This is a genomic window from Paraburkholderia saeva, from assembly GCF_907164555.1.
GTDB lineage: Bacteria > Pseudomonadota > Gammaproteobacteria > Burkholderiales > Burkholderiaceae > Paraburkholderia > Paraburkholderia saeva.
This window is the reverse complement of record NZ_CAJQZC010000002.1, coordinates 151,373-176,358: the sequence shown is the minus strand read 5'-3', so window position 1 is coordinate 176,358 and position 24,986 is coordinate 151,373. Positions and strand designations below refer to the sequence as shown.

The 24,986-nt window shown below is 63.0% G+C and carries 21 protein-coding genes; 14 read left to right on the top strand and 7 right to left on the bottom strand.

Translation table 11 applies throughout. The annotated features are described in order from the left end of the window. The first annotated feature begins 57 nt into the window (after nucleotides 1-57). The 12 genes from LPA36_RS04960 (at nucleotide 58) to LPA36_RS04905 (ending at nucleotide 14,535) form a co-directional block, all read left to right on the top strand. Nucleotides 58-1,056 carry a sugar-binding transcriptional regulator gene (locus LPA36_RS04960; RefSeq protein WP_228875034.1) on the top strand — a complete coding sequence of 333 codons (999 nt, stop codon included), beginning with the start codon at nucleotides 58-60 and terminating at the stop codon, nucleotides 1,054-1,056. 518 nt (nucleotides 1,057-1,574) lie between these two features. Beyond that, a complete protein-coding gene (locus LPA36_RS04955) occupies nucleotides 1,575-2,906 on the top strand; it encodes an NAD(P)H-dependent oxidoreductase (RefSeq protein ID WP_228875033.1) in 1,332 nt (443 codons plus the stop codon). Between the two features lie 238 nt (nucleotides 2,907-3,144). After that, on the top strand, nucleotides 3,145-4,206 hold the full coding sequence (locus LPA36_RS04950) for a thiamine pyrophosphate-dependent dehydrogenase E1 component subunit alpha (protein WP_228875032.1): 1,062 nt from the start codon (nucleotides 3,145-3,147) through the stop codon (nucleotides 4,204-4,206). Then, nucleotides 4,203-5,213, top strand: a complete 1,011-nt coding sequence (locus LPA36_RS04945; protein ID WP_324250882.1) for an alpha-ketoacid dehydrogenase subunit beta — start codon at nucleotides 4,203-4,205, stop codon at nucleotides 5,211-5,213. Before LPA36_RS04950 ends, LPA36_RS04945 begins: the two co-directional genes overlap by 4 nt. A gap of 1 nt (nucleotide 5,214) precedes the next feature. Continuing rightward, a complete protein-coding gene (locus LPA36_RS04940) occupies nucleotides 5,215-6,555 on the top strand; it encodes an acetoin dehydrogenase dihydrolipoyllysine-residue acetyltransferase subunit (RefSeq protein ID WP_228875031.1) in 1,341 nt (446 codons plus the stop codon). A 221-nt stretch (nucleotides 6,556-6,776) separates the two neighbouring features. Then, entirely contained in the window at nucleotides 6,777-7,202 is a 426-nt protein-coding gene (locus LPA36_RS04935; RefSeq protein WP_228875030.1) for a transcriptional regulator GutM, read from the top strand. 128 nt (nucleotides 7,203-7,330) lie between these two features. After that, the gene (srlA, locus tag LPA36_RS04930) at nucleotides 7,331-7,885 is read left to right on the top strand and encodes a PTS glucitol/sorbitol transporter subunit IIC (RefSeq protein ID WP_228875029.1); all 555 of its coding nucleotides are present in this window, start codon (nucleotides 7,331-7,333) and stop codon (nucleotides 7,883-7,885) included. Between the two features lie 57 nt (nucleotides 7,886-7,942). Beyond that, nucleotides 7,943-8,959 (top strand): PTS glucitol/sorbitol transporter subunit IIB, encoded by a 1,017-nt coding sequence (gene srlE / locus LPA36_RS04925; RefSeq protein WP_228875028.1) that lies wholly within the window; start codon nucleotides 7,943-7,945, stop codon nucleotides 8,957-8,959. A 28-nt stretch (nucleotides 8,960-8,987) separates the two neighbouring features. Then, nucleotides 8,988-9,365 carry a PTS glucitol/sorbitol transporter subunit IIA gene (locus LPA36_RS04920; protein ID WP_228875027.1) on the top strand — a complete coding sequence of 126 codons (378 nt, stop codon included), beginning with the start codon at nucleotides 8,988-8,990 and terminating at the stop codon, nucleotides 9,363-9,365. 98 nt (nucleotides 9,366-9,463) lie between these two features. Next, complete coding sequence (ptsP, locus tag LPA36_RS04915) at nucleotides 9,464-11,452, top strand: phosphoenolpyruvate--protein phosphotransferase (protein ID WP_228875026.1); 1,989 nt, start codon at nucleotides 9,464-9,466, stop codon at nucleotides 11,450-11,452. 528 nt (nucleotides 11,453-11,980) lie between these two features. Beyond that, the gene (locus tag LPA36_RS04910) at nucleotides 11,981-12,694 is read left to right on the top strand and encodes a type IV pili methyl-accepting chemotaxis transducer N-terminal domain-containing protein (RefSeq protein WP_228875025.1); all 714 of its coding nucleotides are present in this window, start codon (nucleotides 11,981-11,983) and stop codon (nucleotides 12,692-12,694) included. Between the two features lie 353 nt (nucleotides 12,695-13,047). After that, a complete protein-coding gene (locus tag LPA36_RS04905; RefSeq protein WP_228875024.1) occupies nucleotides 13,048-14,535 on the top strand; it encodes an MFS transporter in 1,488 nt (495 codons plus the stop codon). Between the two features lie 62 nt (nucleotides 14,536-14,597). Here LPA36_RS04905 and LPA36_RS04900 read toward each other — a convergent pair whose 3' ends face one another. Further along, complete coding sequence (locus LPA36_RS04900) at nucleotides 14,598-15,053, bottom strand: hypothetical protein (RefSeq protein ID WP_228875023.1); 456 nt, start codon at nucleotides 15,051-15,053, stop codon at nucleotides 14,598-14,600. Between the two features lie 270 nt (nucleotides 15,054-15,323). Continuing rightward, nucleotides 15,324-16,250 (bottom strand): LysR family transcriptional regulator, encoded by a 927-nt coding sequence (locus LPA36_RS04895; RefSeq protein ID WP_228875022.1) that lies wholly within the window; start codon nucleotides 16,248-16,250, stop codon nucleotides 15,324-15,326. A 109-nt stretch (nucleotides 16,251-16,359) separates the two neighbouring features. On the opposite strand from LPA36_RS04895, the gene LPA36_RS04890 reads away from it, so the two are divergent. After that, nucleotides 16,360-17,454 carry a tartrate dehydrogenase gene (locus LPA36_RS04890; protein WP_228875021.1) on the top strand — a complete coding sequence of 365 codons (1,095 nt, stop codon included), beginning with the start codon at nucleotides 16,360-16,362 and terminating at the stop codon, nucleotides 17,452-17,454. Nucleotides 17,455-17,657: 203 nt separating this feature from the next. Next, complete coding sequence (locus tag LPA36_RS04885; protein WP_228875020.1) at nucleotides 17,658-18,968, top strand: MFS transporter; 1,311 nt, start codon at nucleotides 17,658-17,660, stop codon at nucleotides 18,966-18,968. Between the two features lie 135 nt (nucleotides 18,969-19,103). Here the strand turns inward: LPA36_RS04885 and LPA36_RS04880 are convergent, their stop codons facing one another. The 5 genes from LPA36_RS04880 to LPA36_RS04860 form a co-directional block, all read right to left on the bottom strand. After that, complete coding sequence (locus tag LPA36_RS04880; protein ID WP_228875019.1) at nucleotides 19,104-20,060, bottom strand: alpha/beta hydrolase family protein; 957 nt, start codon at nucleotides 20,058-20,060, stop codon at nucleotides 19,104-19,106. Nucleotides 20,061-20,224: 164 nt separating this feature from the next. Further along, nucleotides 20,225-21,166 carry an ABC transporter substrate-binding protein gene (locus tag LPA36_RS04875; RefSeq protein WP_228875018.1) on the bottom strand — a complete coding sequence of 314 codons (942 nt, stop codon included), beginning with the start codon at nucleotides 21,164-21,166 and terminating at the stop codon, nucleotides 20,225-20,227. Between the two features lie 86 nt (nucleotides 21,167-21,252). Beyond that, nucleotides 21,253-22,278: an ABC transporter permease gene (locus LPA36_RS04870; RefSeq protein WP_228875017.1), complete on the bottom strand. Its 1,026-nt coding sequence runs from the start codon at nucleotides 22,276-22,278 to the stop codon at nucleotides 21,253-21,255. A 19-nt stretch (nucleotides 22,279-22,297) separates the two neighbouring features. Continuing rightward, nucleotides 22,298-23,809: a sugar ABC transporter ATP-binding protein gene (locus LPA36_RS04865; RefSeq protein ID WP_228875016.1), complete on the bottom strand. Its 1,512-nt coding sequence runs from the start codon at nucleotides 23,807-23,809 to the stop codon at nucleotides 22,298-22,300. 276 nt (nucleotides 23,810-24,085) lie between these two features. Next, nucleotides 24,086-24,847, bottom strand: coding sequence for a GntR family transcriptional regulator (locus LPA36_RS04860; protein ID WP_228875015.1), 762 nt, complete (start codon nucleotides 24,845-24,847; stop codon nucleotides 24,086-24,088). Nucleotides 24,848-24,986 lie beyond the last annotated feature (139 nt).

Below are 24,986 nucleotides of genomic sequence, written 5' to 3'. Positions count from 1 at the left end.
TAAGATAGCACAAGTGTTCAGCCGCAAGACTGACTTTATTCATCATAGGAGCCGAGCTTGGCGAAAGCGAGTGTTGCCCCTGAGCCGATCGAAAACGACGAGCAGAATCCGGCGCGCCGGCTGCGTCTGCGTGCGGCGTGGATGTACTTCGTCGAGGAAATGACGCAGAACGAAATCGCCCTGAAACTCGGTATCGGGCGGGTGACGGTCGTGCGTCTGCTCGCGGCTGCGCGCGAGCGCAACGAGGTGAAGATTTCGATCGGCGACCGTCTCGCCGAATGCGTCGAGGCGGAGCGGCTGCTTGAAAAGCGCTTCGGCGTCGAGGAGGCCATCGTCGTGCCGTTGTCTTCGCGCGGCGCGGATGCCACCGGACCGGTGAGCGCGGCAACCGGCGCCTATGTGTCGTCGCTCGTGCGGCCCAATATGCGTATCGGCGTGGGCTGGGGACGCACGCTCGTCAGTTCGCTCGCGTTCATGAACGAGCGCACGGTCGACGACGTCTCGGTGGTGTCGCTGCTCGGCGGCATCATGAAGGCGCGCAAGTTCAATCCGGCGGAATTCGCGTGGCGCTTTGCTTCGCTGTATCAGGCGGACTGCTATCTCATGACCGCGCCGCTGGTCGTCGACAGTGCGGCCACACGTGAGACGCTGATCGAGCGATGTGGGCTCGGCGATATCTTCGAACTCGCGAAATCGCTGGATGCCGTCGTGCTCAGCGCGGCGGGAACGGGGCCGGATGCGACTTCGCATCTGTCGAAGTTCATCAGCAACGCGGATCGCGCGTCGGTCATCAAGGCGGGTGCTGTCGGAGACATGCTGTTCAATTTTTTCGACGCGAATGGCGAACTCGTCGACCATCCGATCAACGAGCGCGTGATGTCGGTCCCGCTCGACATCATCAGGAAAGTGCCGGTGCGCGTGCTGGCCGCGGGCGGCGCGAGCAAGGTGCAGGCGCTGGGCGGTGCCCTCAAGCTGCTGAAGCCCACGGTCCTCATCACCGATGAGTACACCGCAAAAGATGTCCTCAAGCTCGCCGGCCCGCCTGGGATGAACTAGCTCGCGCTTTCTGCGGCCTGGATCTGGCCGCAGAAACCGGGCGTGCCCGCCAGTCCGTTTTCGCGAACGTGAGCAGTGAGCGGGCGGCGCAACCGGACGGCGCCGCGCTTTCTTTCCGCTCCGGCCGGTCGCGCCATTCTCCTGTTTTCCGCGGCACAGAATTCATCAAAACGCGTTCCGCGCGTCACGGCGCATTCCGTCTCAATTCCCCTTTCGCACCTCCGCGGACCCCATCGCCTGATGCGCCATTCCGCTCGGGTGAACTACAGCCAGGCCACCACCCGCGGTCCTCGCGCTGCCTTCAGGTCGCCATAGGACCTGATTTCATCGCGACTCCTTCCGCATCCATCCAGGGTAAGTCCCACCCCAAAAACCTGCATTTCCGTCTGGTCCCACCTTGGCCTTTTTGTGAACATACTGCTATTCTGAAATACATAAGTTCTCTCGTGGCCGTCACAGACGAAAGTCCTCGAACACTTCCCGCGCGTTTCGCGCGCCGCATTTGTGGAGACATGCTCATGCACAACATCACCCCCAGCGGCCTCGCCGCCGACCTCGAAAAGCGCGCCGCGTCCGGCCGCCCGATCCGCATCGGTCTGATCGGCAGCGGCGAGATGGGCACGGACATCGTCACGCAGGTCCGGCAGATGCACGGTCTGGAAATCGGCGCGATCGCCGAGCTGCGCACTGAGGCGGCGTGCGCGGCGGTGAAGGTGGCGAACGGCGCCGACGAGGGCTACCGCGTCGTCGACACACAAAGCGCGATGTCGGAGGCGATCGAAGCCGGCCACATCGCGATCACGCAGGACGTGAACGCCGTATGCACGAGCGGGCAGATCGACGTCGTCATCGACGCGACCGGCAAGCCCGCGGTCGGCGCGCAGATCGGCCTCGTCGCGATGGAGCACGGCAAGCATCTGGTGATGATGAACGTCGAAGCCGACGTGACGATCGGCGCGTATCTGCGTCGCGAGGCGGAGCGGCTTGGCGTCGTGTACTCGCTTGGCGCCGGCGACGAACCCAGTTCGACCATCGAGCTGATCCAGTTCGTGAGCGCGCTCGGCTATCCGATCGTCGCGGCGGGCAAGGGCAAGAACAATCCGCTCAATATCGAAGCGACGCCGGACGTCTACATGGAAGAAGCGCGTCGCCGCAACATGAACCCGCGCATGCTCGTGGAGTTCGTCGACGGCTCGAAGACGGCTGTCGAGATGGCCGCGATCGGCAACGCAACCGGGCTCACGCCGGACGTGCCGGGCATGCACGGACCGTCCGCGACGCTCGACCAGTTGCACAGGGTGCTGTGTCCGGTGGAAGACGGCGGCATTCTTTCGCGCAAGGGCGTGGTCGATTACACGATCGGCAAGGGCGTGGCGCCGGGCGTTTTCGTCGTCGCCGAGCTGGCGCATCCGCGGCTGCGCGAACGCATGGAAGACCTGCGGCTCGGTGAAGGTCCTTACTACACGTTCTATCGCCCGTATCACCTGACAAGCCTCGAAGTGCCGCTGACGTGCGCGCGTGTGGTGCTCTACGGCCGCGCCGACATGGAGCCGCTGCCGGTGCCGGTCGTCGAGGTCTGCGCGGTTGCGAAGAAGGACCTGCAGCCCGGCGAGCGGCTGGATGCGATTGGCGAGTACACGTATCGCGCGTGGGCGATGACGGTCGGCGATGCGCGCGCGCAGGATGCCGTGCCGTGCGGGCTGATCGAGAACGGTCGCGTGACTCAGCCGATCCGTCGCGGTGAGTTGCTCACGTATCGCAACTGTGCGGTCGATGCCGCTTCGCCGATTGTTGAGTTGCGTCGTCGTCAGGATGAGATGGTGTTCGGCAAAGCCGCCGCCGCGGCTTGAGCTTCGAGCGCAGATAACGCGCATGGGACCAGAGTAAGCGCTAAAGCGCTAACTCTGGTCGACCGCAGCAACCTGCATGGGACCAGAGTAAGCGCTAAAGCGCCAACTCTGGTCGACCGCAGCAACCTGCATGGGACCAGAGTAAGCGCTAAAGCGCCAACTCTGGTCGACCGCAGCAACCTGCATGGGACCAGAGTAAGCGCTAAAGCGCTAACTCTGGTCGACAGGAGAAAGAGATATGAATGAGGTCGCAGAATCACCCGCCCGTCCATCTGCCGCAATGCCGTCCGTATTGCGCCGTCACGCGCCCGAAGTGCTACGCGAGGCCTTGCGCAAGATGATCCTCGTGCGGCGCTTCGAGGAAAGCGCCGAGCAGGCGTATATGCGCGGGCTGATCCACGGCACGATGCATCTGTCGATCGGCCAGGAAGCCAGCGCGATTGGCGCGACGTTGCCGCTCACCGACGCGGACTACATCACGTCCACGCATCGCGGTCACGGGCACTGCATCGGCAAGGGCGCCGATCCCAAGCGGATGTTCGCCGAGTTCTTCGGCAAGGAAACCGGCTACTGCAGAGGCCGCGGCGGCTCGATGCACATCGCCGACGTGACGCGCGGCAACCTCGGCGCGAACGGCATCGTCGGCGGCGGCATGCCGATCGCGGTCGGCGCGGCGCTGTCGGTGAAAAAGCAGCGCAAGGATTCCGTCGTGATGTGCTTCTTTGGCGACGGTGCGAACAACGAAGGTGCGTTCCACGAATCGCTGAACTTCGCGGCGATCTGGAAGCTGCCTGTGATCTTCGTCTGCGAGAACAACAAATACGGCATGTCGATGTCGGTCGAACGCTCGACGGCGGTGCCGCACATCGCGCAACGCGCACTCGCCTACGACATTCCCGGTGTCACGGTCGACGGCAACAGCTTCGTCGACGTCCTCGAAGCGAGCGAGCAGGCGGTGGCCCGCGCGCGACGCGGCGAAGGTCCGACGCTGCTGGAATGCGAAACGTACCGGCTGCGCGGCCACTCGAAGAGCGACCGTAACCGCTACCGCACGCGCGCGGAAATCGACGCGTGGAGCGAACGCGATCCGATTGCGCGGTTCCAGCAGACGCTGCTGCAACACGGCATATCGGACGAAGCGACGCTCGCCGCCATCTACGACGAAGTGGAGGCGCAGATCCAGGAAGGCCTTGATTTTGCACAGGCGAGCCCTTCGCCGAAGCTGTCCGAACTGACCCGCTACGTCTACTCCGAAGCAGTTCCGCAAAACCGCACGGCCGAAGCCAGGAGCCAGCCATGAGCACTGAAGTGCGCGAAGAAATCCGTGAGATCACCTATGCGCAGGCCATCCAGGAAGGCATGGCGATCGCGATGGAGCGCGACGAGCGCGTATTCCTGATGGGCGAGGACATCGGCGTCTATGGCGGTGCGTTTCAGGTCACAGGCGATCTCTATCAGCGCTTTGGCGCGGACCGCGTGATGGATACGCCGATCTCGGAGCTGGGCGGCGCGGGCATCGCGGTCGGCGCTGCGATGACAGGTTCGCGCCCGATCTACGAATTCCAGTTCTCCGATTTCTCGACGCTCGCGATGGAGCAGATCGTCAATCAGGCCGCGAAGATGCGCTTCATGCTCGGTGGCGAAGTCTCAGTGCCGCTCGTGATGCGTTTTCCGGCGGGCTCGGGCACGGGCGCGGCGGCGCAGCACAGCCAGAGTCTCGAAGCGTGGTTCGCCCACGTGCCGGGTTTGAAGGTGGTCCAGCCGAGCACGCCGCACGACGCCAAAGGACTGCTGCTCGCCGCGCTGGAAGATCCGGACCCGGTGATGATCTTCGAGCACAAGCTGCTCTACAAGAGCAAAGGACCCGTCCCCGAAGGTTACTACACCGAGCCGATCGGCAAGGCGGCGATCCGCCGCGCGGGCCGCGATGTGACAATCGTCGCGACTTCGATGATGGCGATTCGCTCGCTGGAAGCGGCCGCGACGCTCGAACAGGAAGGCATCGATGCGGAAGTGATCGACCTGCGCAGCGTGCGGCCGATCGACCGTGACGCGATCATCACGAGTATCCGCAAGACGTCGCGGCTCATCTGCGTGTACGAGGGCGTGCAGCAACTGGGCGTCGGTGCCGAGGTGGCTTCGATTGCGTGCGAGAGCGAGGCGTTCGACTATCTCGATGCACCGGTGATCCGGCTTGGCGGCGCGGATTGTCCGTTGCCGTACAACCCCGAGCTGGAAAAGGCGGCGGTGCCGCAGGTCGGTGACATCGTCGCGGCGGCGCGGCGCGCGGTCAGCGGGAGGGCATGAGATGCCGACAGAAGTCATCCTGCCGCGCGTCGACATGGACATGACCGAAGGAATGATCGCGGCGTGGCATGTGAGCGAAGGCGACGCGGTGCGCGAAGGCACGCTGATCTTCGAGATCGAAACCAGCAAGGCGACGATGGAAATCGACGCGCCCGCGAGCGGCGTGATCCGCCAGATCAGTGCGCCGGTCGGCAAGACGGTGCCGGTCGGTACGGCCGTCGCATGGATCTACGCGAACGGGGAAGCACTTCAGGCGCATGGCGGGACGGAAGATTCATCGTCCACGCAAAGTGAAGCGGAAGTTTTGTCGGAACACGTGCCCGCGATTGCATCGGCCACAGCCGCCAGTCCCGGTGGTCCGTTGCGCGCCACGCCGGCGGCGCGACGGGTTGCACGCGAACGTGGCCTGCAGCTGGTCGCCATCGCGGGCTCGGGTCCCCACGGAAGAATCGGCGCACAGGATGTGCTGCGCGCGCCAGCGGACAGGACAGCCACCCGCAGCGACGCCACAACGCAAGCCGCGCATGCGCTTCACACACTATGGCTGCGCAAGGACACATCTCGCACGCCGCTCGTGCTGCTTCACGGTTTCGCGGCGGAGTTGAACAGCTGGCGTCCGTTCAGCCGCAGCCTCGGCGGCATTGTCGATCCAGGTATTGGGATGCTGGCGATCGATCTTCCCGCGCACGGCAAATCCTCCTGCGAAGCGACAGGCTCGCTCGCCGCTATCGTGTCGGCCGTCGAAGAGACGCTGCTTGCTGAGGGCGTGGGCGATTGTCATCTCGTCGGCCATTCGTTTGGCGGCGCGATCGCGCTGGCCGTCGCTGCATCGCAGGCGCGCGTGCGCGCAAAATCGCTGACACTCATCGCGCCCGCCGGACTCGGGCCGGAGTGCAATGGCGCGTTCATTCGCGGTGTGACGCAGTCGACGCAGCGCGCAAGTCTCGCCGCGTGGCTCAAACAGCTTTTCGCGGACCCTTCGCTGATGGACGAAGCATTCGTCGCCACCGCGCAGCAGCAGCTCGAAAGCGCGGAAGTGCGCGAGCGTCTCGCGCACCTCGCCGACGTATTTTTCCCCGATGGCACGCAAGGTCTCGACATGCGCGCCGCGCTGGAGCGGGTGAGTGCAGACGTGCCGGTGCGCGTCGTGTGGGGATTGCAGGACCGCGTCCTGCCAGCGCGACATGCCGAGGGCCTGACAGGCCGCATCGCCGTGCATCGCTTTGCCGGCGCCGGCCATCTGCCGCAGGTCGAGGCACAGGACGACGTTGCGAGAATCGTCGCTGAAAACGTCGCGAGTGCAATGGGGGAGAGCGTCATGCGCCGTGGCGCGGTAGGATGACGCTGCGTTAATTCGTTGTGCCCGCAACCCATGCCTCGCGCGTCGGGCTTCGGGATAGATGAATGGCAAAGGGAGAGGCGCATGACCGCGTTTTTCCCAATGCAAACTGAAATGAACAATTGTAGTATCGAAAATACAATATGTTCACAAAGAGCCCGCCGTAAAACGGCGCCGCAGCAGTCGGGCGAGCGAGGGCTCCAGTCAAAAATCAGGAGACGACGATGGACTATGTGCGCGGTGCCCTGCTCGCCCTGGCCGTATTCTGGGCGTTGCAACTCGTGGGTTCGTTGTATCAGATGCGCCGTTACCGCGAGGCCGTGCAGGATTCGGCGCGTCGCTGGCATAGCGGCTTTCTTGGCGTAGGCTCCTGCAAGGTCAGGCTCGGACGTGGCGCGGTTGCCATCGTCGTGCTTTCGGCCGACATGCGGGTCTGCCAGTTCCTCAGCATGTCCGGCTTCACGGTCTTCACGCGCTTTCAACCTCATCCCGGCTTCGAAGATCTTTCGATGGATGAGTTCGTCGAGCGGCTGTATCGCGCGAAGCTGCGCGGCAGCATCGTGAAGGCCGCCATCGATGCGCTCGAGCGCGCACACCGCGCCGCCGAGGCACCTCCCGGGCATGAGACGCAGGCCGCCGCGCCGGCCTGACCGGCAGCTGCCAGACCCTCCGGTTTCCTGTCGTTCCGCTCTATCGCTTTAGCGTTCTGTCCGGTTCCGCGTGGCGACCGCCGTGTGGGGCTTTTCGCGATCGTTTCGGTTTATCTGGGAGATTCGCCATGTTCATGCTTGATTGGCTTACGCATCTCGCTGAAGGATTTATCGGCATCTTCAATGCCGGCGGCAAAACGTTTGTGGGTTTCGTCACGGGCATCCTGCCTACGCTGATCGTGCTGCTGACCGCCGTGTACACGATCATCGCGCTCGTCGGTGAACATCGGGTTCAGGGTCTCGCGCGCTTCTTCTCGAAGAACGTCATCACGCGCTACACGCTGTTGCCGCTCCTCGCGATGTTCTTCCTGACCAATCCGATGGCCTACACGTTTGGCGTGTTTCTGGAAGAGAAGCACAAGCCCGCGTTCTACGACTCGGCTGTTTCGCTGTGTCATCCAATCACCGGGCTCTTTCCGCACTGCAATCCGGGTGAACTCTTTGTCTGGCTCGGCGTGGCGGCCGGCATCACGAAACTCGCGGAAAGCGGTGCCGCGCCGTTTTCGATTCCCAAGCTCGCGTTGTTCTATCTGATCGTCGGTCTCTTCGTGAATCTGCTAAAGGGGATTCTCACCGAGGCGCTGACCCGCATGCTGGCGCATCGGGAAAACGTCAAGCTGTGATGCATTGCCCTTGCTGGCAAACCCCCATCGCAACATCGAGACAGAGGAGCAACTGAAATGGACACACGCGTATATAGAACCGTCCGGGTCGAACGCGGGCCGAACGGCTGGGGCGGTCCGCTCCTGATCCGGCCGACGCCGGAGCGCAACAAGATCGTCGCCGTCACCGGCGGCAATATCCCTGAGCTGGCGAAGGTGCTGGCCGAGATGACGGGCGGCGTGCTCGTCGACGGCTTTCGCACGCCGCCGCCCGAATCGGAAATGGCCGCGGTCGTGATCGATTGCGGCGGCACCGCGCGCTGCGGCGTCTATCCGCGCAAGAAGATTCCGACGATCAATCTGACTTCGGTCGGGCAATCCGGTCCGCTCGCCCAGTTCATCACCGAAGACACGTACGTGTCAGGCGTGACGCCCGAGCAACTGACGGGCGTCGATGACGGCGACGCAGCTGCTGCATCGAGCGGTCTTGCGCGTGCGGCGTCGCCGTTCGCGGCGCCGGCCAGCGCGGCCGTGGCCGTGGAGCAGGCGGCGGAGCATTCGCGCGGTGTGGTCGGTCTGATCACGTCGATCGGGCGCGGCATGGGCGGCGTCGTCAATGTGCTGTTCAACAGCGGCCGCAAGGCGATCGACACCGTGATCCGTAACGTCCTGCCGTTCATGGCGTTCGTGACGATGCTGATCGGTATTATCAATTCGACGGGCATCGGCACAGGTCTTGCGCATCTGCTTTCACCGCTGGCCGGCAACATCATCGGCCTGATCGTGCTGTCGGCGATCTGTGGGCTGCCGTTTCTGTCGCCGGTGCTGGGCCCGGGCGCGGTCATCGCGCAGGTGATCGGCGCGGCCATCATCGGGCCGGCGATCGGCAACGGGACGATTCCCCCGCAGATGGCGCTGCCCGCGCTCTTCGCGTATGACACGCAGGTCGGTTGCGACTTCGTGCCGGTCGGGATGGCGCTCGGTGAAGCCAAACCGGAGACGATCCGGATCGGCGTGCCGGCCGTACTGATCAGCCGGCAGATCATGGGACCGATCTCGGTACTGATCGCGTGGGCCGCGAGTTTTGCTCTCTAACTGCTATACGTGAAGAATGAGAATGACCATGCATTACTACAAGACTGTGATTTCAGAGGTGGGCCCTGAAGTGGGCGATCTGCTCGAAGGCGGCGTGCTGATTCTGTATGCACACGGCGCGCCGCCAGAACTCGCTGAGGTGTCGGTGCTGCACCGGGTCGAAGCGGCGCACGAAAAGGCGCCTCAGGTCGGCTCGCAACTGCGGATCGGCGACGTCAGCGCGTCTGTGACGGCAGTCGGTCCGACGGCGTGGAACAAGGTGAGTGAACTGGGCCACGTCGTGATCAACTTCAACGGCTCGCCTGCGGCGGAGCGCCCCGGCGAAATCTGCGCGCAGCCGGTCGATGTGGCCGAACTGCTCGCCAGCATTCGCAGCGGCGCGGTGATTGAAATCGCGGATCTGTGACGTGTCGCGGCGAACGTCGTGCGTTCGCCGCGACGTGTGTGGTCCGGTAGGGGCCGCTGGAAACGCGCATTAAAGTACGTCTGGACAGGAAGGTCTTGATGCTGGAAACCGAAATCGTTGTGAAGGTGAACGAAGGTCTGCACGCGCGGCCGGCGACGCAATTCGCCAAACTCGCGAAGGAGTTTTCGTGTTCGCTGCAGATTTTTCGCGGGACGACGAGTGCGGACGCGAAGAGCGCCGTGAAGCTGATGCTGCTCGGCATCAAGCAGGACGACCAGATCCTGCTGCGTGCCGACGGCTCGGATGAAAGCGTGGCGGTGAACCGGTTGCTGGCGTTCCTGTCGGAGCCGTCGGCCGGCGTGCAGCCTGCACAAGCGGCACAAGCGGCACAAGCGGCACAACCCGCGCAGACGGAAGCGGTTTCGGCGTCCGTCAACGGTTCACACACTATGGCGACCGATGCTGCCACACCGGAAGCCGCGCTCTACGTGCGTGGCGTGCCGGCCAGCGAAGGTCTCGCATGCGGCGAGGCGTTCGTCTATCTGCCGGAAGCGCTTCGTGCGACGCGGCAGTTCATCGAGCCGCACGAAGTCGCGACCGAACTCGACCGTTTCAGCGCGGCGTTCACCGAATCGATTGCTGCGCTCGATCAGCAGTTCAAGACAATGGGTTGCCACGACGATATCGTCGAAGCGCTCGCCGATGTCGCGCAAAGCGACGAGTTTTCCGGCGCCGTGAAGCAGCGCATCGCGTCGGGTTGGGATGCGGCGGCGGCCACCTTGCAGGTTGGCGAGGAACTCGCGGCGTCGTTTCTCGCGATGGAAGACGAATACCTGCGCAGCCGCGCCGACGACATTCACGGCATCACACGTCAGGTGGCGCTGCGACTGCTCGGTATGGAAGACGTGAGCCTTGCCAGTCTGTCGAGACCGTGTGTCGTGCTCGCTGCCGAACTGAGCGCGCTCGACTTCGCGCGCGCCAGAGTGGCGAATATCGTGGGCCTCGTTTGCACGAAGGGCAGCGCGACGTCGCATCTGGCGATCATGGCGCGCTCGCACGGCATTCCGGCGGTGCTTGGTCTGCCGGTCGACGAAGCGCTGCTGCGCGGCGCCACGCGCGTCGCGCTCGACGGCGCGCAAGGGCAGGTGTGGTTCGATCCGTCGCCGGAGGTGGAAGCGGGATTCGCGACGCGCATCGCGCAGGAAAAGAGCCGGCATGCAGCGCTGAGCGTGTATCGCGACGTCGAGCCTCTCACGCGCGACGGTCGTCACGTCGAGATTGCGGCGAACCTCGGCTCGCTCGGCGAGATCGACGCCGCGCTCGAAGCGGGCGCGATGGGCGTCGGCCTGTTTCGTACCGAACTGCTGTTCATGGACCGCCGCACAATGCCTGACGAGGACGAACAGGCAGCGATCTACACGAAGCTCGCGCAGGCGTTCCATCCACGGCCGGTCGTGATCCGCACGCTCGATGTAGGCGGCGACAAGCCGGTGCCCGGTATCGTGTTTCCCGAGGAAGACAATCCGTTTCTCGGCTGGCGCGGCGTGCGGATGTGCCTCGACCGCCCCGACGTGTTCATGCCGCAGTTGCGCGCGCTCTTGCGGGCCGCGACGGTCGGCAACGTGCAGGTGATGATCCCGATGATCGACGACGTCGACGAAGTGCGTCGCGTGAAGGCGCTGATCGCCACGTGCGGCGAAGCGCTCACGGAAGAAGGCGTCGCGTGGGCGCAGCCGAAGCTCGGCATCATGGTCGAGACGCCCGCTGCGGCGCTCACGGCGGATCTGCTCGCGCAGGAAGTCGATTTCTTCTCGATCGGCACGAACGATCTGACGCAGTACGTAATGGCCGTCGACCGGATGAATCCGGATCTCGCGTCGCTGTATCGCACGGATCATCCGGCCGTGCTGCGCGCGATCGGCATGGTGTGCAAGGCCGCGAATAACGCGGGCATTCCCGTTGCCGTGTGTGGTGAGGCGGCGGCAAGGCCGGAGATGATTCCGCTTTTCATCGACCTCGGCGTGACCGAGCTGAGCATGAGCCCGTCGTCCGTGTTGCGCGCGAAGAAGATTGTGTGCGAGCTTTGATGCGGTGAGCGGTGGCGCTTCGGGCGCGCCCATTACGGGTGCGTGTAGTGCGGCACACGGCTCCGGTGCACCACTCCGGTTCGTTTTGTGAGCCGTTCCCGCCTGTGGTGAAGTGCACGACATGTTCTCGCCAGAGCGACCGTCGTGCGACTTCTTCCCTTGAGATCGCGCGCTGCATGAAGGCGGCGAAGGCGCTTGCAGCGGCGCTTCGCGGGCGATTGCGCGCGGTCGCGATACCTGGATTCCACGCACACGGACTCCCGCCTGGCGCTGCGATTGTGCGTGTCATGGCATGAGACTTGCACGTCCTCAGCCGGGGTCAAGGGCGACTCCGATACATTGAATTGGTGCTGGCTGCCTGTTGTCGGGCGGCCATCAGGGACAACGGCGTCCCGAAACGTGATTTCGCGCAGAACGAGCAATCGGTCGTGCGAACGCGTTTCGGGGCGCTTTTTTTTGCGCTGGCGAAACGCCGGCGCCTGCGGTCCGGTGACGGGTTTCCCGATCCGGTCTTCTCCCGCTTTCTACATGAAACATCAGACACAAACACGCCACGACGACGTTTCCGGACAGGTGATCGGAGCGCTCATCAACCTGTCTGGCCGGCAGCGGATGCTTTCGCAACGCATCGTGCTCCACGTGCTGCTCGCTTCGCACGGCGAGCCCGGCGCGCTAGCAGTGGTCAAGGATTGCCTCGCCACCTTCGCGGCGACGCATGCTGAACTCGTGAACGGCAACGCTCATTTGCCGGGCGTATTCTCCGATGCGCTGCGGCAACTCTACTTCGGCACACGTCGGGCGGACGATCGCATCCAGCAGTTCATTGCATACGCGAATCACGCCGTGGCGAGTCTCGAGTCGGATTCGATCGATGCACGCGAGGAGATCGCCGCGCTCGTCGCGCAGGCCACGCCGCTGCTCGAACTGCTGCAGGCCATCACGCTCGCCTACCAGAACGAGATGCGCGGGATCGAGATGGCGTCGCTGCGGCGTCAGAACGAGATCGCAGAGCAGCTTGGCAACATCTCGATGCAGGCGAATATCGTCGCGCTCAATGCGCGTATCGCGGCGGCGCGGGCAGGGCAGTTCGGCCGGGAGTTCGCGGTGATCACGACCGTGCTTGCCGACATCATCAAGGAGATGGACCAGCTGATCCATAGCGTCGTCGATCCATCCGGCACGAACGACGCCTCGCGCCGGAGCAGCGCGCAACGTGCGGCGCCGGTTGCGACTGCCGGATGATCCGGCTCACCATCTGGGATTGAACATGCACAAACGGTTATCGGATTTTCTGCGGTCGTGTCTTGCGGGTGAATCGTCCATTGTGGCCGGAAGCAGCGAGACCGCGCCGCGCTGTGCCGACGAGGACGAGCGGGCGCTGCGGCATACGGCGGATCTGCGTCCCGCCAGCCAGCGTGGGCGCAGGCGGCGCGTCCAGTCGCGCCATGACAGACGGGACATTTCGCGGATGGGGTGAGTGAAGGCCGAACACCATCGTGGATCGGCCACGGGCCGGAATTAGCAAATCACAAACGTATATTTGTGCCGGCACGATGTCTGGCGTTACGATCGCGCCTTTGTCGGTCGTCCCTTTCATGTCAACCACCTTTGCGCCCGTACAGGCCCCTGTTTCGAAGACGGGGCCCGCAAAGCCCGTCATCCGTTCAGCGTCCGATGTATCCAGCCTCGTCAATCAGGGGGCGGCTGCCGGCAGCGACGCCCGTATCGTCGTCGCGATTGCGCTCGGCGGGGTATTTCTCGACGCCTACGATCTCGGCGCGCTTGCATTTGGTCTGAAGGACGTCGCGCGCGAGTTCTCGCTGACGCCCGCGGGCACCGGGCTCGTTGCTTCGGCGATCACGTTCGGTGCGATCTTCGGCGCGTTCTTCGGCGGATTTCTGACCGACAAGATCGGCCGTTATCGCGTCTTCATGGCCGACATGTTTTTCTTCGTCGTGGCCGCTCTCGCGTGTGCTTTTGCCCCTAATGCGTGGGTGCTCGGTGGCGCGCGTTTTGTCATGGGGCTTGGTGTCGGGATCGATCTGCCCGTCGCGATGGCCTTTCTCGCGGAATTCTCACGCCTGTCCGGGCGCGGCAACAAGGCCGCGCGCATCGCCACGTGGTGCCCCGTCTGGTATGCGGCAATCAGCATTTCGTATCTGCTGGTGCTGGGTTTCTATTCGACGCTGCCGGCCAGCCATTCAGGTTTGCTGTGGCGTCTGATTCTGGGCTTCGGCGCCGTGCCGGCGATCATCATCATTGCCGTACGCAGCCGGTACATCAGTGAATCGCCGGTCTGGGCCGCGAATCAAGGCGACCTGGAGGGCGCCGCGCGCATCCTGAAGCGATCGTATGGCATCGACGCGGAAGTCGCGCGCGATACGAAGGCACACTCCGGCCACACGCAGGTTCGCGCAGGCGCGTTGCGGAACTATGGCGCGCTGCTGCGCGGTGTCTATCTGAAGCGCACGGTGCTGGCGACGGTCATCGGCATCGCTTCGGCATTCGCGTATAACGCGGTCGCGTTCGGCTTGCCGGTCATCATTTCGAGCTTCCTCGCGCAGTCGATGCTGACGACGATCCTCGCTTCGCTCGTGCTGAATCTCGGATTCGCGTTCGTCGGCGGCTTGATCGCGGTGCGCATCGTGCCGAAGGTCGGCGCGTGGAATCTGACCGTGCTCGGCTATGCGCTGCAGTTTGTTGCGCTGATCGGACTCGCGCTTGTGGGCCGGCCGGCTTCGACGCCCGAGGTGGCGGCCGCTGTCGCACTGCTCGCGCTCTTTCTGCTGGGTCAGGGCATCGGGCCAGGTTCGCACAGCATGACGTTCGCGTCATTGAGCTATCCGACTTCGCTGCGCGGCGTCGGCGTGGGCTTCAATCAGACGCTGATGCGCGCAAGCTCGGCCGCTTCGCTGTTCCTGTTTCCGGTGCTGGCGGCTACATTGAGCACGCGCGTTTTCTGGATCATCGCCTTTGCGCCGCTGTGCGGGCTGATCGCGTTGCTCGCGATTCGCTGGGAACCGTCAGGTTATGACGTCGACGCAGAGGACTTCAAGGCTGGCACGCAACCCCTTGCGGGCTGACAGCGTAGCAGCCTGTGAACCTGAATGCCTGCCAGCCAGGCTGCTGGCAGGCCGTCAAGCATCTACTGACCCGATGCGTGTGCGCGCAGAAACGGCACATAGCCGTTCTGGGCCTTGATGATCTTGCCGGCGCACTCGTCATAGTCCTTGCCTTGCGCGCCATCCGGCCCGTACATGTTGCGACACTGTGCGAAGAGCGTCAGCGTCGCGCCCGCGCCTTTCGCGGCACGCGTTGCCGACAAGGCGGCGTCGCCGGAACTGGACGGCACGTCGGTTTCGATGGCGACTGCATCCGCGCGCGTCACGGGCGTATTGGAATGTTGCTCGATGTAGCGTTTTGTCAGCGCCCAGGCGGCGTCGCAGTTCGACGGATCGCAATCGACGGCCGCATTGCGCTGGGCCGTGACGAGGCCGCTTTCGTTATGGGCGAAATCCTGGGCCTGTTTCTCCTGCTTTTCGGCAGACGAGCAGGCCGTGAGTACAAGCGCGACGAGCGCAGCGGTAGCGATCTTCTTCACGAGTAAAACTCTCCTCACCATGTTCGAGCGCGATTATAGCGGGGCGCTGGAAGGGGTCGCAGGTTCGTCGCAATGACGCGGCCGTGGCCGGCAGGCAGCGGCGCCATCGGAAGCCAGTCGGCGGCAGAGCGGCCAGCGCCATGCAGCAGCCAGATGAATTCGCCTGTGCCACCGTAGTCCTGCACCGCGAGTCGGGTCGTGCCGGCAGCTTGCGATGTTTCGCGATAGAGGTGCATGGCGGGTGCGCAGGGTGATGGTCAACACGGCGTGCTATGCCAGCTCTCCCGCTTCGTTTCGAAGGTCCTGCGCGATGAAGTCGACAAACGCGCGAATGCGGTTCGACATCTGATGCCGTTGCGAATACACCGCGAAAATATCGGCGTTCGGCGTGTCGTGATCGGGCAGCACGCGCACCAGCGAGCCATCGGCGAGATATTGCCTGATGTCCCACTCGGCACGCAGCAGAACGCCGTGTCCTTCCAGGGCCCACTTCACGGCGATCTCGCCGTCGTTCGTGGTCAGCGTGCCGTTGATCCGCACCGCTTCCGTCTTGCGCGATGCGCCCCTGCCCGACGTCAGACGCCACACGCCGTATGCCTCGTCGCCCTGGCGGATGCCAATGCAGTTGTGCCGCGTCAGGTCGTGTGCAGTCACCGGCATCCCGCGTGAGGCGATGTACGAGGGCGCGGCGCACAGCAAACGCCGGTTGGCCGCGAGACGCCGCGCGACCACCCGTGTATCGGGCGGCTCACCGAAGCGGATACAGACGTCAAACGTATCGTCTGTCAGCGGCGGAGGCGTGACCGATAGCTGAAGCTGGACCGACACCTGGGGATACTTCGCGACAAAGCGCGAGATCGCGGGTGCGACATGGCTGCGTCCAAAACCGAGCGTCGCGTTCACGCGCAACAAACCCTTCGGATTTTTTTTCGCCGTGCCCAGCAGTTCGGCCAGTTCGTCGATTTCGTCGAGGATGCGGCGCGCGTGTTCGAGGTACAGCTCGCCCTCTGGCGTGAGCATCATCCGGCGCGTCGTCCGGTTGATCAGCGCCACGCCCGCGCGGCTTTCCATCTGCGTCAGGCGCTTGCTGACGGCCGCGGGCGTGAGGCCCAGCTCGCGCGCCGCGGCGCTCAGGCTGCCGCAAGCGGCGAGGGTCGAGAAAAAGCCCAGATCGGACGGCTGGACTGTGTCGCGCATCGTCGTCACTTGTGAATTCAGGTTAAAGATGCTTTGAGTTTAGCACCGGTTTTTGCGTCCGGATATCGATAGAGTTCAGTCACGCCCCAAACACATGAAGGACGGAGACATGAAAACCTATCGCATCGCAACCATCCCCGGCGACGGCATCGGCAAGGAAGTCGTACCCGCTGGCGCGCAGGTTCTGGAGGCACTCGCAAAGACCACGAAGTCGTTTGCGTTCGAATTCGAAAACTTCGACTGGGGCGGCGACTATTACCGCAAGCACGGCGTGATGATGCCCGCCGACGGGCTCGATGCGATCCGCGACAAGGACGCTATCCTCTTCGGCTCGGCTGGCGACCCGGACATTCCCGATCACATCACGTTGTGGGGCCTGCGCCTGAAGATCTGTCAGGGCTTCGACCAGTACGCGAACGTGCGCCCGACCCGCATCCTGCCGGGCATCGACGGCCCGTTGAAGCGCTGCAAGCCGGAAGACCTGAACTGGGTCATCGTCCGCGAAAACTCGGAAGGCGAATATTCCGGTGTGGGCGGGCGCGTGCATCAGGGGCACCCGCTCGAAGCCGCGACGGACGTTTCGATCCTGACGCGGGCCGGCGTCGAGCGGATCATGCGCTTCGCGTTTCGCCTCGCACAATCGCGTCCGCGCAAGCTGCTCACGGTCATTACGAAGAGCAATGCGCAACGTCACGCGATGGTGATGTGGGACGAGATCGCGCTCGAAGTCTCGAAGGAATTTCCCGACGTCAAATGGGACAAGGAACTCGTGGATGCGTCGACCGCCCGCATGATCAACCGTCCAGCGACGCTCGATACGATCGTCGCGACCAACCTGCACGCCGACATCCTCAGTGATCTCGCCGCCGCGCTCGCGGGCAGCCTCGGCATCGCGCCGACGGGCAACATCGATCCGGAGCGCCGATTTCCGTCGATGTTCGAGCCGATTCACGGTTCCGCGTTCGACATCATGGGCAAGGGTCTCGCCAATCCGGTCGGCACGTTCTGGTCGGTCGTCATGCTGCTCGAGCACCTTGGTGAAGTCGACGCCGCAAAGCGCGTGATGCAAGCCGTCGAAGCGGTGACAGCGGACAAGTCGCTGCATACGGGCGATCTCGGCGGCACGGCAACGACTGCACAGGTGACGGCGGCCGTCTGCGCGTTCATCGAGCGAGCCGCGGTGCCTGCGGCCAATGCGGCATAACTCCCGGGGCGGCCCTGCTGGCGTTTCGCCTGCATGGGCTGCCGTGCGCTGCGCAGATTCCGCCAGACGCATGACCGTTGCCCGAAACGTTTGAACAGCAGATGCGCGTGACAGACAAGAGCCACATCCGATGGCTGCGGCGCGTACCTCGCCATGACCGCGATTCTGAACAGAGCACGGCTCAAGCCTCCAAGGAGGAGACAATGATTTCCGATCTCGAAAGCCGGGTTTCCCGCAAGCTCATGCTGCGGATCATTCCGTTTGTGATGCTGCTGTATTTCGTGAGTTTTCTCGACCGCGTCAATGTGGGCTTCGCCGCGCTGACGATGAACAAGGCCATTGGCCTTTCGCCGACAGCGTTCGGACTCGGCGGCGGACTGTTCTTCATTGGCTACTTCCTGTTCGAGGTGCCGTCGAACCTGATTCTTCACAAGGTCGGCGCGCGTCGGTGGATCGCCCGCGTGATGGTGTCGTGGGGAATCGTTTCGTTCGCGTCGGCGTTCGTGGTCGGCCCGAACAGTTTCTACGCGCTGCGCTTTATCCTCGGCGTCGCCGAAGCGGGCTTCTTCCCGGGCATCATCCTGTATCTGAGCCTGTGGTTTCCGTCGCGTCAACGCGCGCTCGCGGCTGCATGGTTCATGGCAGCCGCACCGATCTCGACCGCGATCGGCTCGCCGCTTTCAGGCGCGATCATGAAGCTGCCTCCCATTGCCGGGCTTACCGACTGGCAGTTGCTGTACATCCTCGAAGCGGTGCCCGCGATCGTCCTCGGCTTTGTCGTGCTGAAGTACATGACGGACACCCCGTCGAAGGCACACTGGCTTCAGCCGGAAGAACGCGAGTGGCTGATCGCGAAGCTGAAAATGGAAGCAGACGCGCGGCACACGCACGCCGGGCACACAGCCGGCGCGCTCAGCGCGTTGCGCGATCCGCGTGTGCTGGCGCTGGCACTCATCTACTTCGGCACGTCTGCGGGGCTGTACACGCTTGGCCTGTGGGCGCCGCTCATCATTCGACAGTACGGCTTCGGCTCGTTCGAGACGGGTCTGCTTGCGGGTGTGCCGAGCATCCTCGCCGTGATTGCGATGATCGTGTGGGCAAAGCATTCGGACCGCACCGAAGAGCGCACGTGGCACGTTGTCATTCCGTGCGTCGTGGCGTGCCTCGGATTCATCTTCGCCGGGAACGCGACGACCGCGTTGATGATCATTCTGGCGCTCGTGGTCGTGAACATCGGAATCAGTGCGGCGAAGGCCCCGCTGTGGGCAATGCCGAGCATGTTCCTGTCAGGCGCCGGTGCGGCAGCGGGGATCGCGATGATCAATTCGGTCGGCAACCTGGGCGGCTTCGTCGGCCCGTTTGTGATCGGCTGGCTCAAGAACGTGACGGGCGGCTATTCGGCGGGCCTGTACGCTGTGGGCGCGACGCTGGCTGTGTCCGCTGTCGTCACCCTGATGCTGAGCCGGCAATCGAAACAGACGCCCGTCGCGGCAGGGGAACGGCACGGTCATTGAGCGTGCTGCGCGTGTGGTTCGAAGGTTTGCGTTCCGCACGCCGACGCGACGGCGCGGAGTCGCGCGGCAGTGGCGGCAAGCGGGCGATGCGGCAATGAAACCATTCCATCGCGCCCGCTGCCGTGAACGGCAAGCCTATCGAAGATTCGATTTGAAAAACCCGAGCACCTTTTGATTGAAGTCTTTGTGAAAGGCCACGCGATCAAACCCTTTTTCGTCGACGCAGAGTTCAGGCGCGTCCTTCGTCATGCCCGGTGAACACGGGGCAAGAAAAACAAAATGCGCTGCGCCGGCGACACGATGGAATTCAGGTCTCTGTGGAAGCGCGCTGGCAAGCGCAGCGCCCGTTTCGGGAAGCACGCCGTCCCCGCCGAATTGCGAAGCCCAAAGCTGAATGGATGCTTTCACATCTTTCAGGCTCTCCGCGGTTGGAAACTCATTGAGCGGGTCCGCGAGGACATAGGCTTTGATCCGCGCATCATGCGTCAAGGGTTGTTGAGGGATTTCTTTGCGCTGAAGCTGTTTGCAGATCAGAAGCTGCGGATCCGGGCAGGCGACGCCGGCATTCAGGAAATCCGGGTTGCCGCCGGCCAGCACAACGCCGGTGTAACCGCCGCGCGAAAAGCCGAAAAATCCGATCGATTTCGGGTCGATCTTCGCCGCTTCGGGTGAGCTGCTCAACATGTAATCGATGAGGCGTTTTATGTCGGTTGGGCGCTCCACGAATTCAGATATGTCGGCCGCGCGGCTCATATCAGAGAATGTGTCACCGGGATGGTTGATCGCTGCGACAACGAATCCGGTGTCGGCCAGCACCTCGGCCAGGTCATGGTGGCCGAGGAATGAACCGCCATGGCCGTGTGAGATCACCACCAGCGGCAGGTTGTCGCCAACGGTCGGGCAGTCCCGTTGCCCCATCAGAACATACGGCCCGATTCGTACTTCCTGCGCGGCGGTTGCGCATGGCGTCCACACAATCGCCCTCAAGGCCGGGCCGGCGGCATCGGCCGGAACCTGAACAAACCTGATTCCCGCAGCCTGCGAGAGCGTCGAAAAAAAGCAGAGCACCGCCGCCAGTGCAATTGATCTCATGTGGCTTCCTGAGGCTATGAGGGGAGGGCAGTCGTTCCCGTTTTAGTGGAAGGGGAATGTTACGCGCTGTCGTCTTTCGAAGCGAAACGCGTTGCCGCGTTCCGTGCCAAAAAAAAGGAGGAGCCTGAGCTCCTCCTTTATCAGGGCGCCTTAAGCGGCGTCTGTCAATCGTAGAGCACGGCGGAGATCTTGGGATCCGTCATGTTGGTCTTGTCATACCAGTAGAAGCCCGTGTCGACTTTGCCGGGCAACTTCTCGCCCTTCATTGCCTTTACAGCCGAGTCGACCACGCACTTGCCAATGCCCACCGGGTTCTGCGTAATGGCGCCCAGCATCAGGCCCGAGTTGATGTCGTCCTTTTGCTCCTTGCCCGAGTCGTAGCCGATCAGCACGAGCTTCTTGCCCGATTCCTTGACGCCAATCGCTGCACCTTCCGCCGAGCCTTCGTTAGCGCCGAAAATGCCCTTGAGATTGGGGTTCGCCTGGATCATTGCCTTGGCGATTTCGGCTGACTTCAGGTGGTCGCCGCCGCCATACTGAACCGAGACGATCTTGATGTTGGGATGCTTTGTCTTCATCTGGTTAAGGAAGCCATCGCGCCGGTCGATGCCGGTACGGCTGGTCTGGTCATGCACGATCACGCCGATCTCACCCGAATTGCCGATGGCATCGGCCATCTTGTCGGCAGCGAGCGCGGCGGCGGCGACGTTGTCTGTGGCACACGTTGTCAGCGGAATCGTGCTGTCGACGCCCGAGTCGAAGGCGATAACCGGTATCTTGCTTGCCTGTGCCCGCTTCAGCAGCGGAATGGCCGCCTTGCTGTCGAGCGCGGCGATGCCGAGCGCCTGGGGCTTCTTCGCGAGCGCGGCCGAGAGCATGTCGATCTGCTTGTCGACCATCGCCTCGGTTTCCGGTCCCTCGAACGTGATCCTGACGTTGTGTTCCTTCGCCGACTGTTCAGCGCCGGCTTTGACCGCCTGCCAGAACTGATGCTGGAAGCCTTTCGAGATCAGCGGGATATACGCTTCGTCCGCGTATGCAAGACTCGTCCCGCCGACGAGCGCGCCGACGCCGATCGCGGCACCGATAAGTCTTCTTTTCAACATGGTGTGTCTCCTCCAGGGTTGGGCTATTAACCTTCGGCCATTACAGGAGCCTTTGGGCGCTCCTTTTTCGATCTTGTCCTATGGGGTCAGCTCTTCCTGCGTCGCAGGATATCGGCATAGACCGCCAGAATGATGATGAGTCCCGTCACCACGATCTGCCATTCCTGGGCGACGGACATGATGCGCAGTCCGTTCGTCAGCACGCTGATGATGAAAGCGCCGATGATCGTGCCCAGAATCGTGCCCGAACCGCCGCTAAGCGACGTGCCGCCGATGACGACAGCAGCAATTGCTTCAAGCTCGTAGCCCTGGCCAAGCGCGGGCTGCGCCGAATTCAGACGCGAGGCGATGAGCAGACCCGCGACGCCGCAAATCGCACCGCTCAGGCCGTAAATCGCGATTTTCCAGCGGTCGACATTCACGCCGGACAGACGCACCGCTTCTTCGTTGCTGCCAAGCGCAAACGTATAGCGGCCAAGCGCGGTACGCGTCAGCGTCATCGAACTCGCAATGGCGAGGAAGAACAGGATCAGAACCGCGTTCGGAATTGGCACGCCCGGCAGCACGTGGCCGATCAGCGAATCCTGCGAGATCATGTAGAAGTTTTCGGTGTCGGTGAAATAGATCGGCTTGTCGGCTGAGACGACAAGCGAGAGTCCTTTCAGCAGCATCATCATGCCTAACGTCGCAATGAAGGGCGGAATCTTCATCTTCGCCGTCAAGGTGCCTGACACCATGCCGCAGAGCGCGCCCGTCGCGATCGCCGCGAGGACGCCGATCCACATCGGCAGATGCCAGTAGGTGAGAAACACGCCGCAGATAACCGCCGTAAAGGTCATCAGCGTGCCGACGGACAGATCGATGCCGCCCGTGATGATGACGAATGTGCAGGCGATGGCCAGCACGCCGTTGACCGCCGTCGCCTGCAGAATGCCGAGGATGTTATCCATCTGCATGAAGGCCGGCGACGCGAAGCTGAAAAACACCAGCAGCAGGATCAGGCTCGCAAACGCAAGCAGCTTTTGCAGGGTCGTCGGCGCGAAGAGGCGGCGCCTCAGGCCGGAAGCTCGTCCTTCGTTAGCCAGCGCCGCAGTATCGGATGGCAGTGTCATGTACTTGACCTCTTGAGGGTTACGCCGCTTCCAGGGATTCGCGCCGCGTCGCGAGATGCATGATACGTTCCTGCGACGCCTCGCTGGCGGAGAGTTCGCCGGTAATACGGCCTTCGCACATCACCACGATGCGGTCGCTCATGCGCAGGATTTCCGGCAGTTCCGACGAGATCATCACGATCGCCTTGCCCTCTGTGGCGAGCGCGCGCAGGAGCTTGTAGATTTCGCTCTTGGCGCCCACATCGATGCCACGCGTGGGTTCGTCGAAGAAAAGCACGTCACAGTCGCGCTCCAGCCATTTTGCAATGACGATCTTCTGCTGGTTGCCGCCGGAGAGCAGCCGCACCTGCTGCGTCGCGGAAGGTGTGCGAATGGCGAGCAGATTGATGAAATGCGAAGCCGTCTTGCGTATCTGCGCGCGACGCAGGAAGAAGTTGAACGACAGGAATTTCGGCAGGTTGGACATCACGATATTCGATTCGACGTCCATTCCCGTTGCGAGACCGAACCGCTTGCGGTCTTCTGAGAGATAGCCGATGCCACGCGCCACCGCATCGCCCGGTGTCCTGATGACGGCTTTCGCGCCCTTCACCAGAATCTCCCCGGATTCGACCGGGTCGGCACCGAACACGGCGCGCGCGACCTCCGTGCGCCCCGCGCCCATCAAGCCGGCGAAGCCCAGGATCTCGCCTTTGCGTAGCGTAAAGCTCACATCCCTGACGAGCGGGCCGGCTGTGAGATGTCTGACTTCGAGCGCGATCTCGCCCGTGTTTTTCGCGCCCTGAAACGGCGTGACGTCGGTCAGCGTTCTCCCGACCATCATGCCGATGACCGCCTCGACGCTCGTGTCCTTCGCAGTGACCGTCGCCACATATTCACCGTCGCGAAGCACGGTGACGCGGTCGGCAATCTGCTTTAGCTCATCCATCTTGTGCGAGATGTAGATGATGCCGACGCCTCGATCCCTCAACTGGCGAATGATGCGGAAAAGCTCTGCAATCTCGGCGTCGTTCAGCGCTGAGGTCGGCTCATCCATGATCAGGACGCGCGAATCGAACGACAGCGCCTTGGCGATTTCGACCATCTGCTGGCTCGCCACTGTGAGCTCGCCGACAATCGCGCGCGGGTCGATCCGCACATGCATATGGGCGAGAATGTCGCGCGCCTGCGCGTTGAGCTTGTCCTCGTCGAGAAAGAGCCCCAGACGTCCGCGCGGCTCACGGCCGATGAAAATATTCTGCGCAACGGTCAGGTGATTCATCAGTTGCAGTTCCTGATGAATGATGCCGAAACCCATGGCCTGCGCGTCACGTGGGGACTGAAAATCGACGGGCTTGCCCTCGCAGAGGATTTCGCCTGTATCCCTTGTGTACACGCCGGCGAGGATTTTCATGAGCGTCGACTTGCCGGCGCCGTTCTCGCCCATCAACGCGTGGACTTCGCCAGCCATGAGCTCGAACTGAATGTCGTGAAGCGCCCTCACGCCGGGAAAGCTCTTGCAGAGGCCGGTGACGGAAATGAGCGGGATCATGGTGCGGGTTTGGCAATAACGGCACGGGGTTGTTTCGACCCATGGCAGAAGCGGACGGCGCACGCCCAGGGCGTGCACCGCCATTCAGAACCGGAGATGCAATGAAAAGCCAGATACATTGCCGCCGCCTCTTAAATCCCATGTGCAGCGATTCAGCGATGCTGCACGACAGTGGTTGATTTCGCGCTTTACTCACCGTGTGCGACGTAAGGAAATCGTCTGGATTGCACACGGTTTCAGAAATGGGTCGCCGTCGATCACGGCGAGTGCAGCTCGCTAAGGTTCAAAGAGATCCGAGCGTTCGCTTGCGGACCGGTACAGCTCGGCCACGACCTGATCGAGATGGTCGTGCATGGCTTTCGCAGCCACGTCGGCTCTCGCGCTGCTGATCGCCTCGAAAATCGCTTCATGTTCTTCGAGGGTGTGCACGAGCCGCTCAGGACTCGCCAGCAATTGCCTCGCGCGATCCAGTGCGTTACGCGACACTGCGGCGATTTCCTTCACTCGCGGCAAATTGATCGAGTCGAAGAGGGCGCCGTGAAAGGCCAGATCGAGTACATGAAAGGCGAGGCGTTCGTTATTCGCAACGGCTTCGCGCTGCTGATCCAGATTGAGCGCCAGGGCGTCCAGCGTCGCGCGATCCCGCGTGAGCGCGACGGTACGCACCGTTTCGACTTCCAGTGCGCTGCGCACGAACAGATGCTGACGGATATCCTCAAGCGAGATCGGCTTCACGCGCGTGCCGCGCTGCGGCAAAACCTCGACGAGGCCCGCGTGTTCGAGCCTTGCGAGCGCGGCCGATACGGGAAAGCGCGAGACGCCCATCCGTTCGCAGACCGCCAGCTTGTCGATCATCATTCCGGGTTCCAGCACCAGCGTCATGATCGCTTCTCTTAGCGCGTGTTCAACCACGTCAGTCAGACTGCCTCGTTCGCCGCCCGTGATTTTTTGCAACGCAGCATACGGGTTGCCGGGGGCACTCGCTACCTCGGAAGAAGAGCTCACGGCGGGCTTGATTTGCAGTAAAGATGCTAGCATGCTAGGAGGTGGATTCAGTGTTGTCAACGCGGGCAAATGCCTGGGCGCAACCCTTAAGGGTGTGTCATTGCCTTCGCATGCACGCGCCGGGCTGCTCTTGATGTTCGCAGGCGAAAAATCGATCACCTCGCCCTTGGAG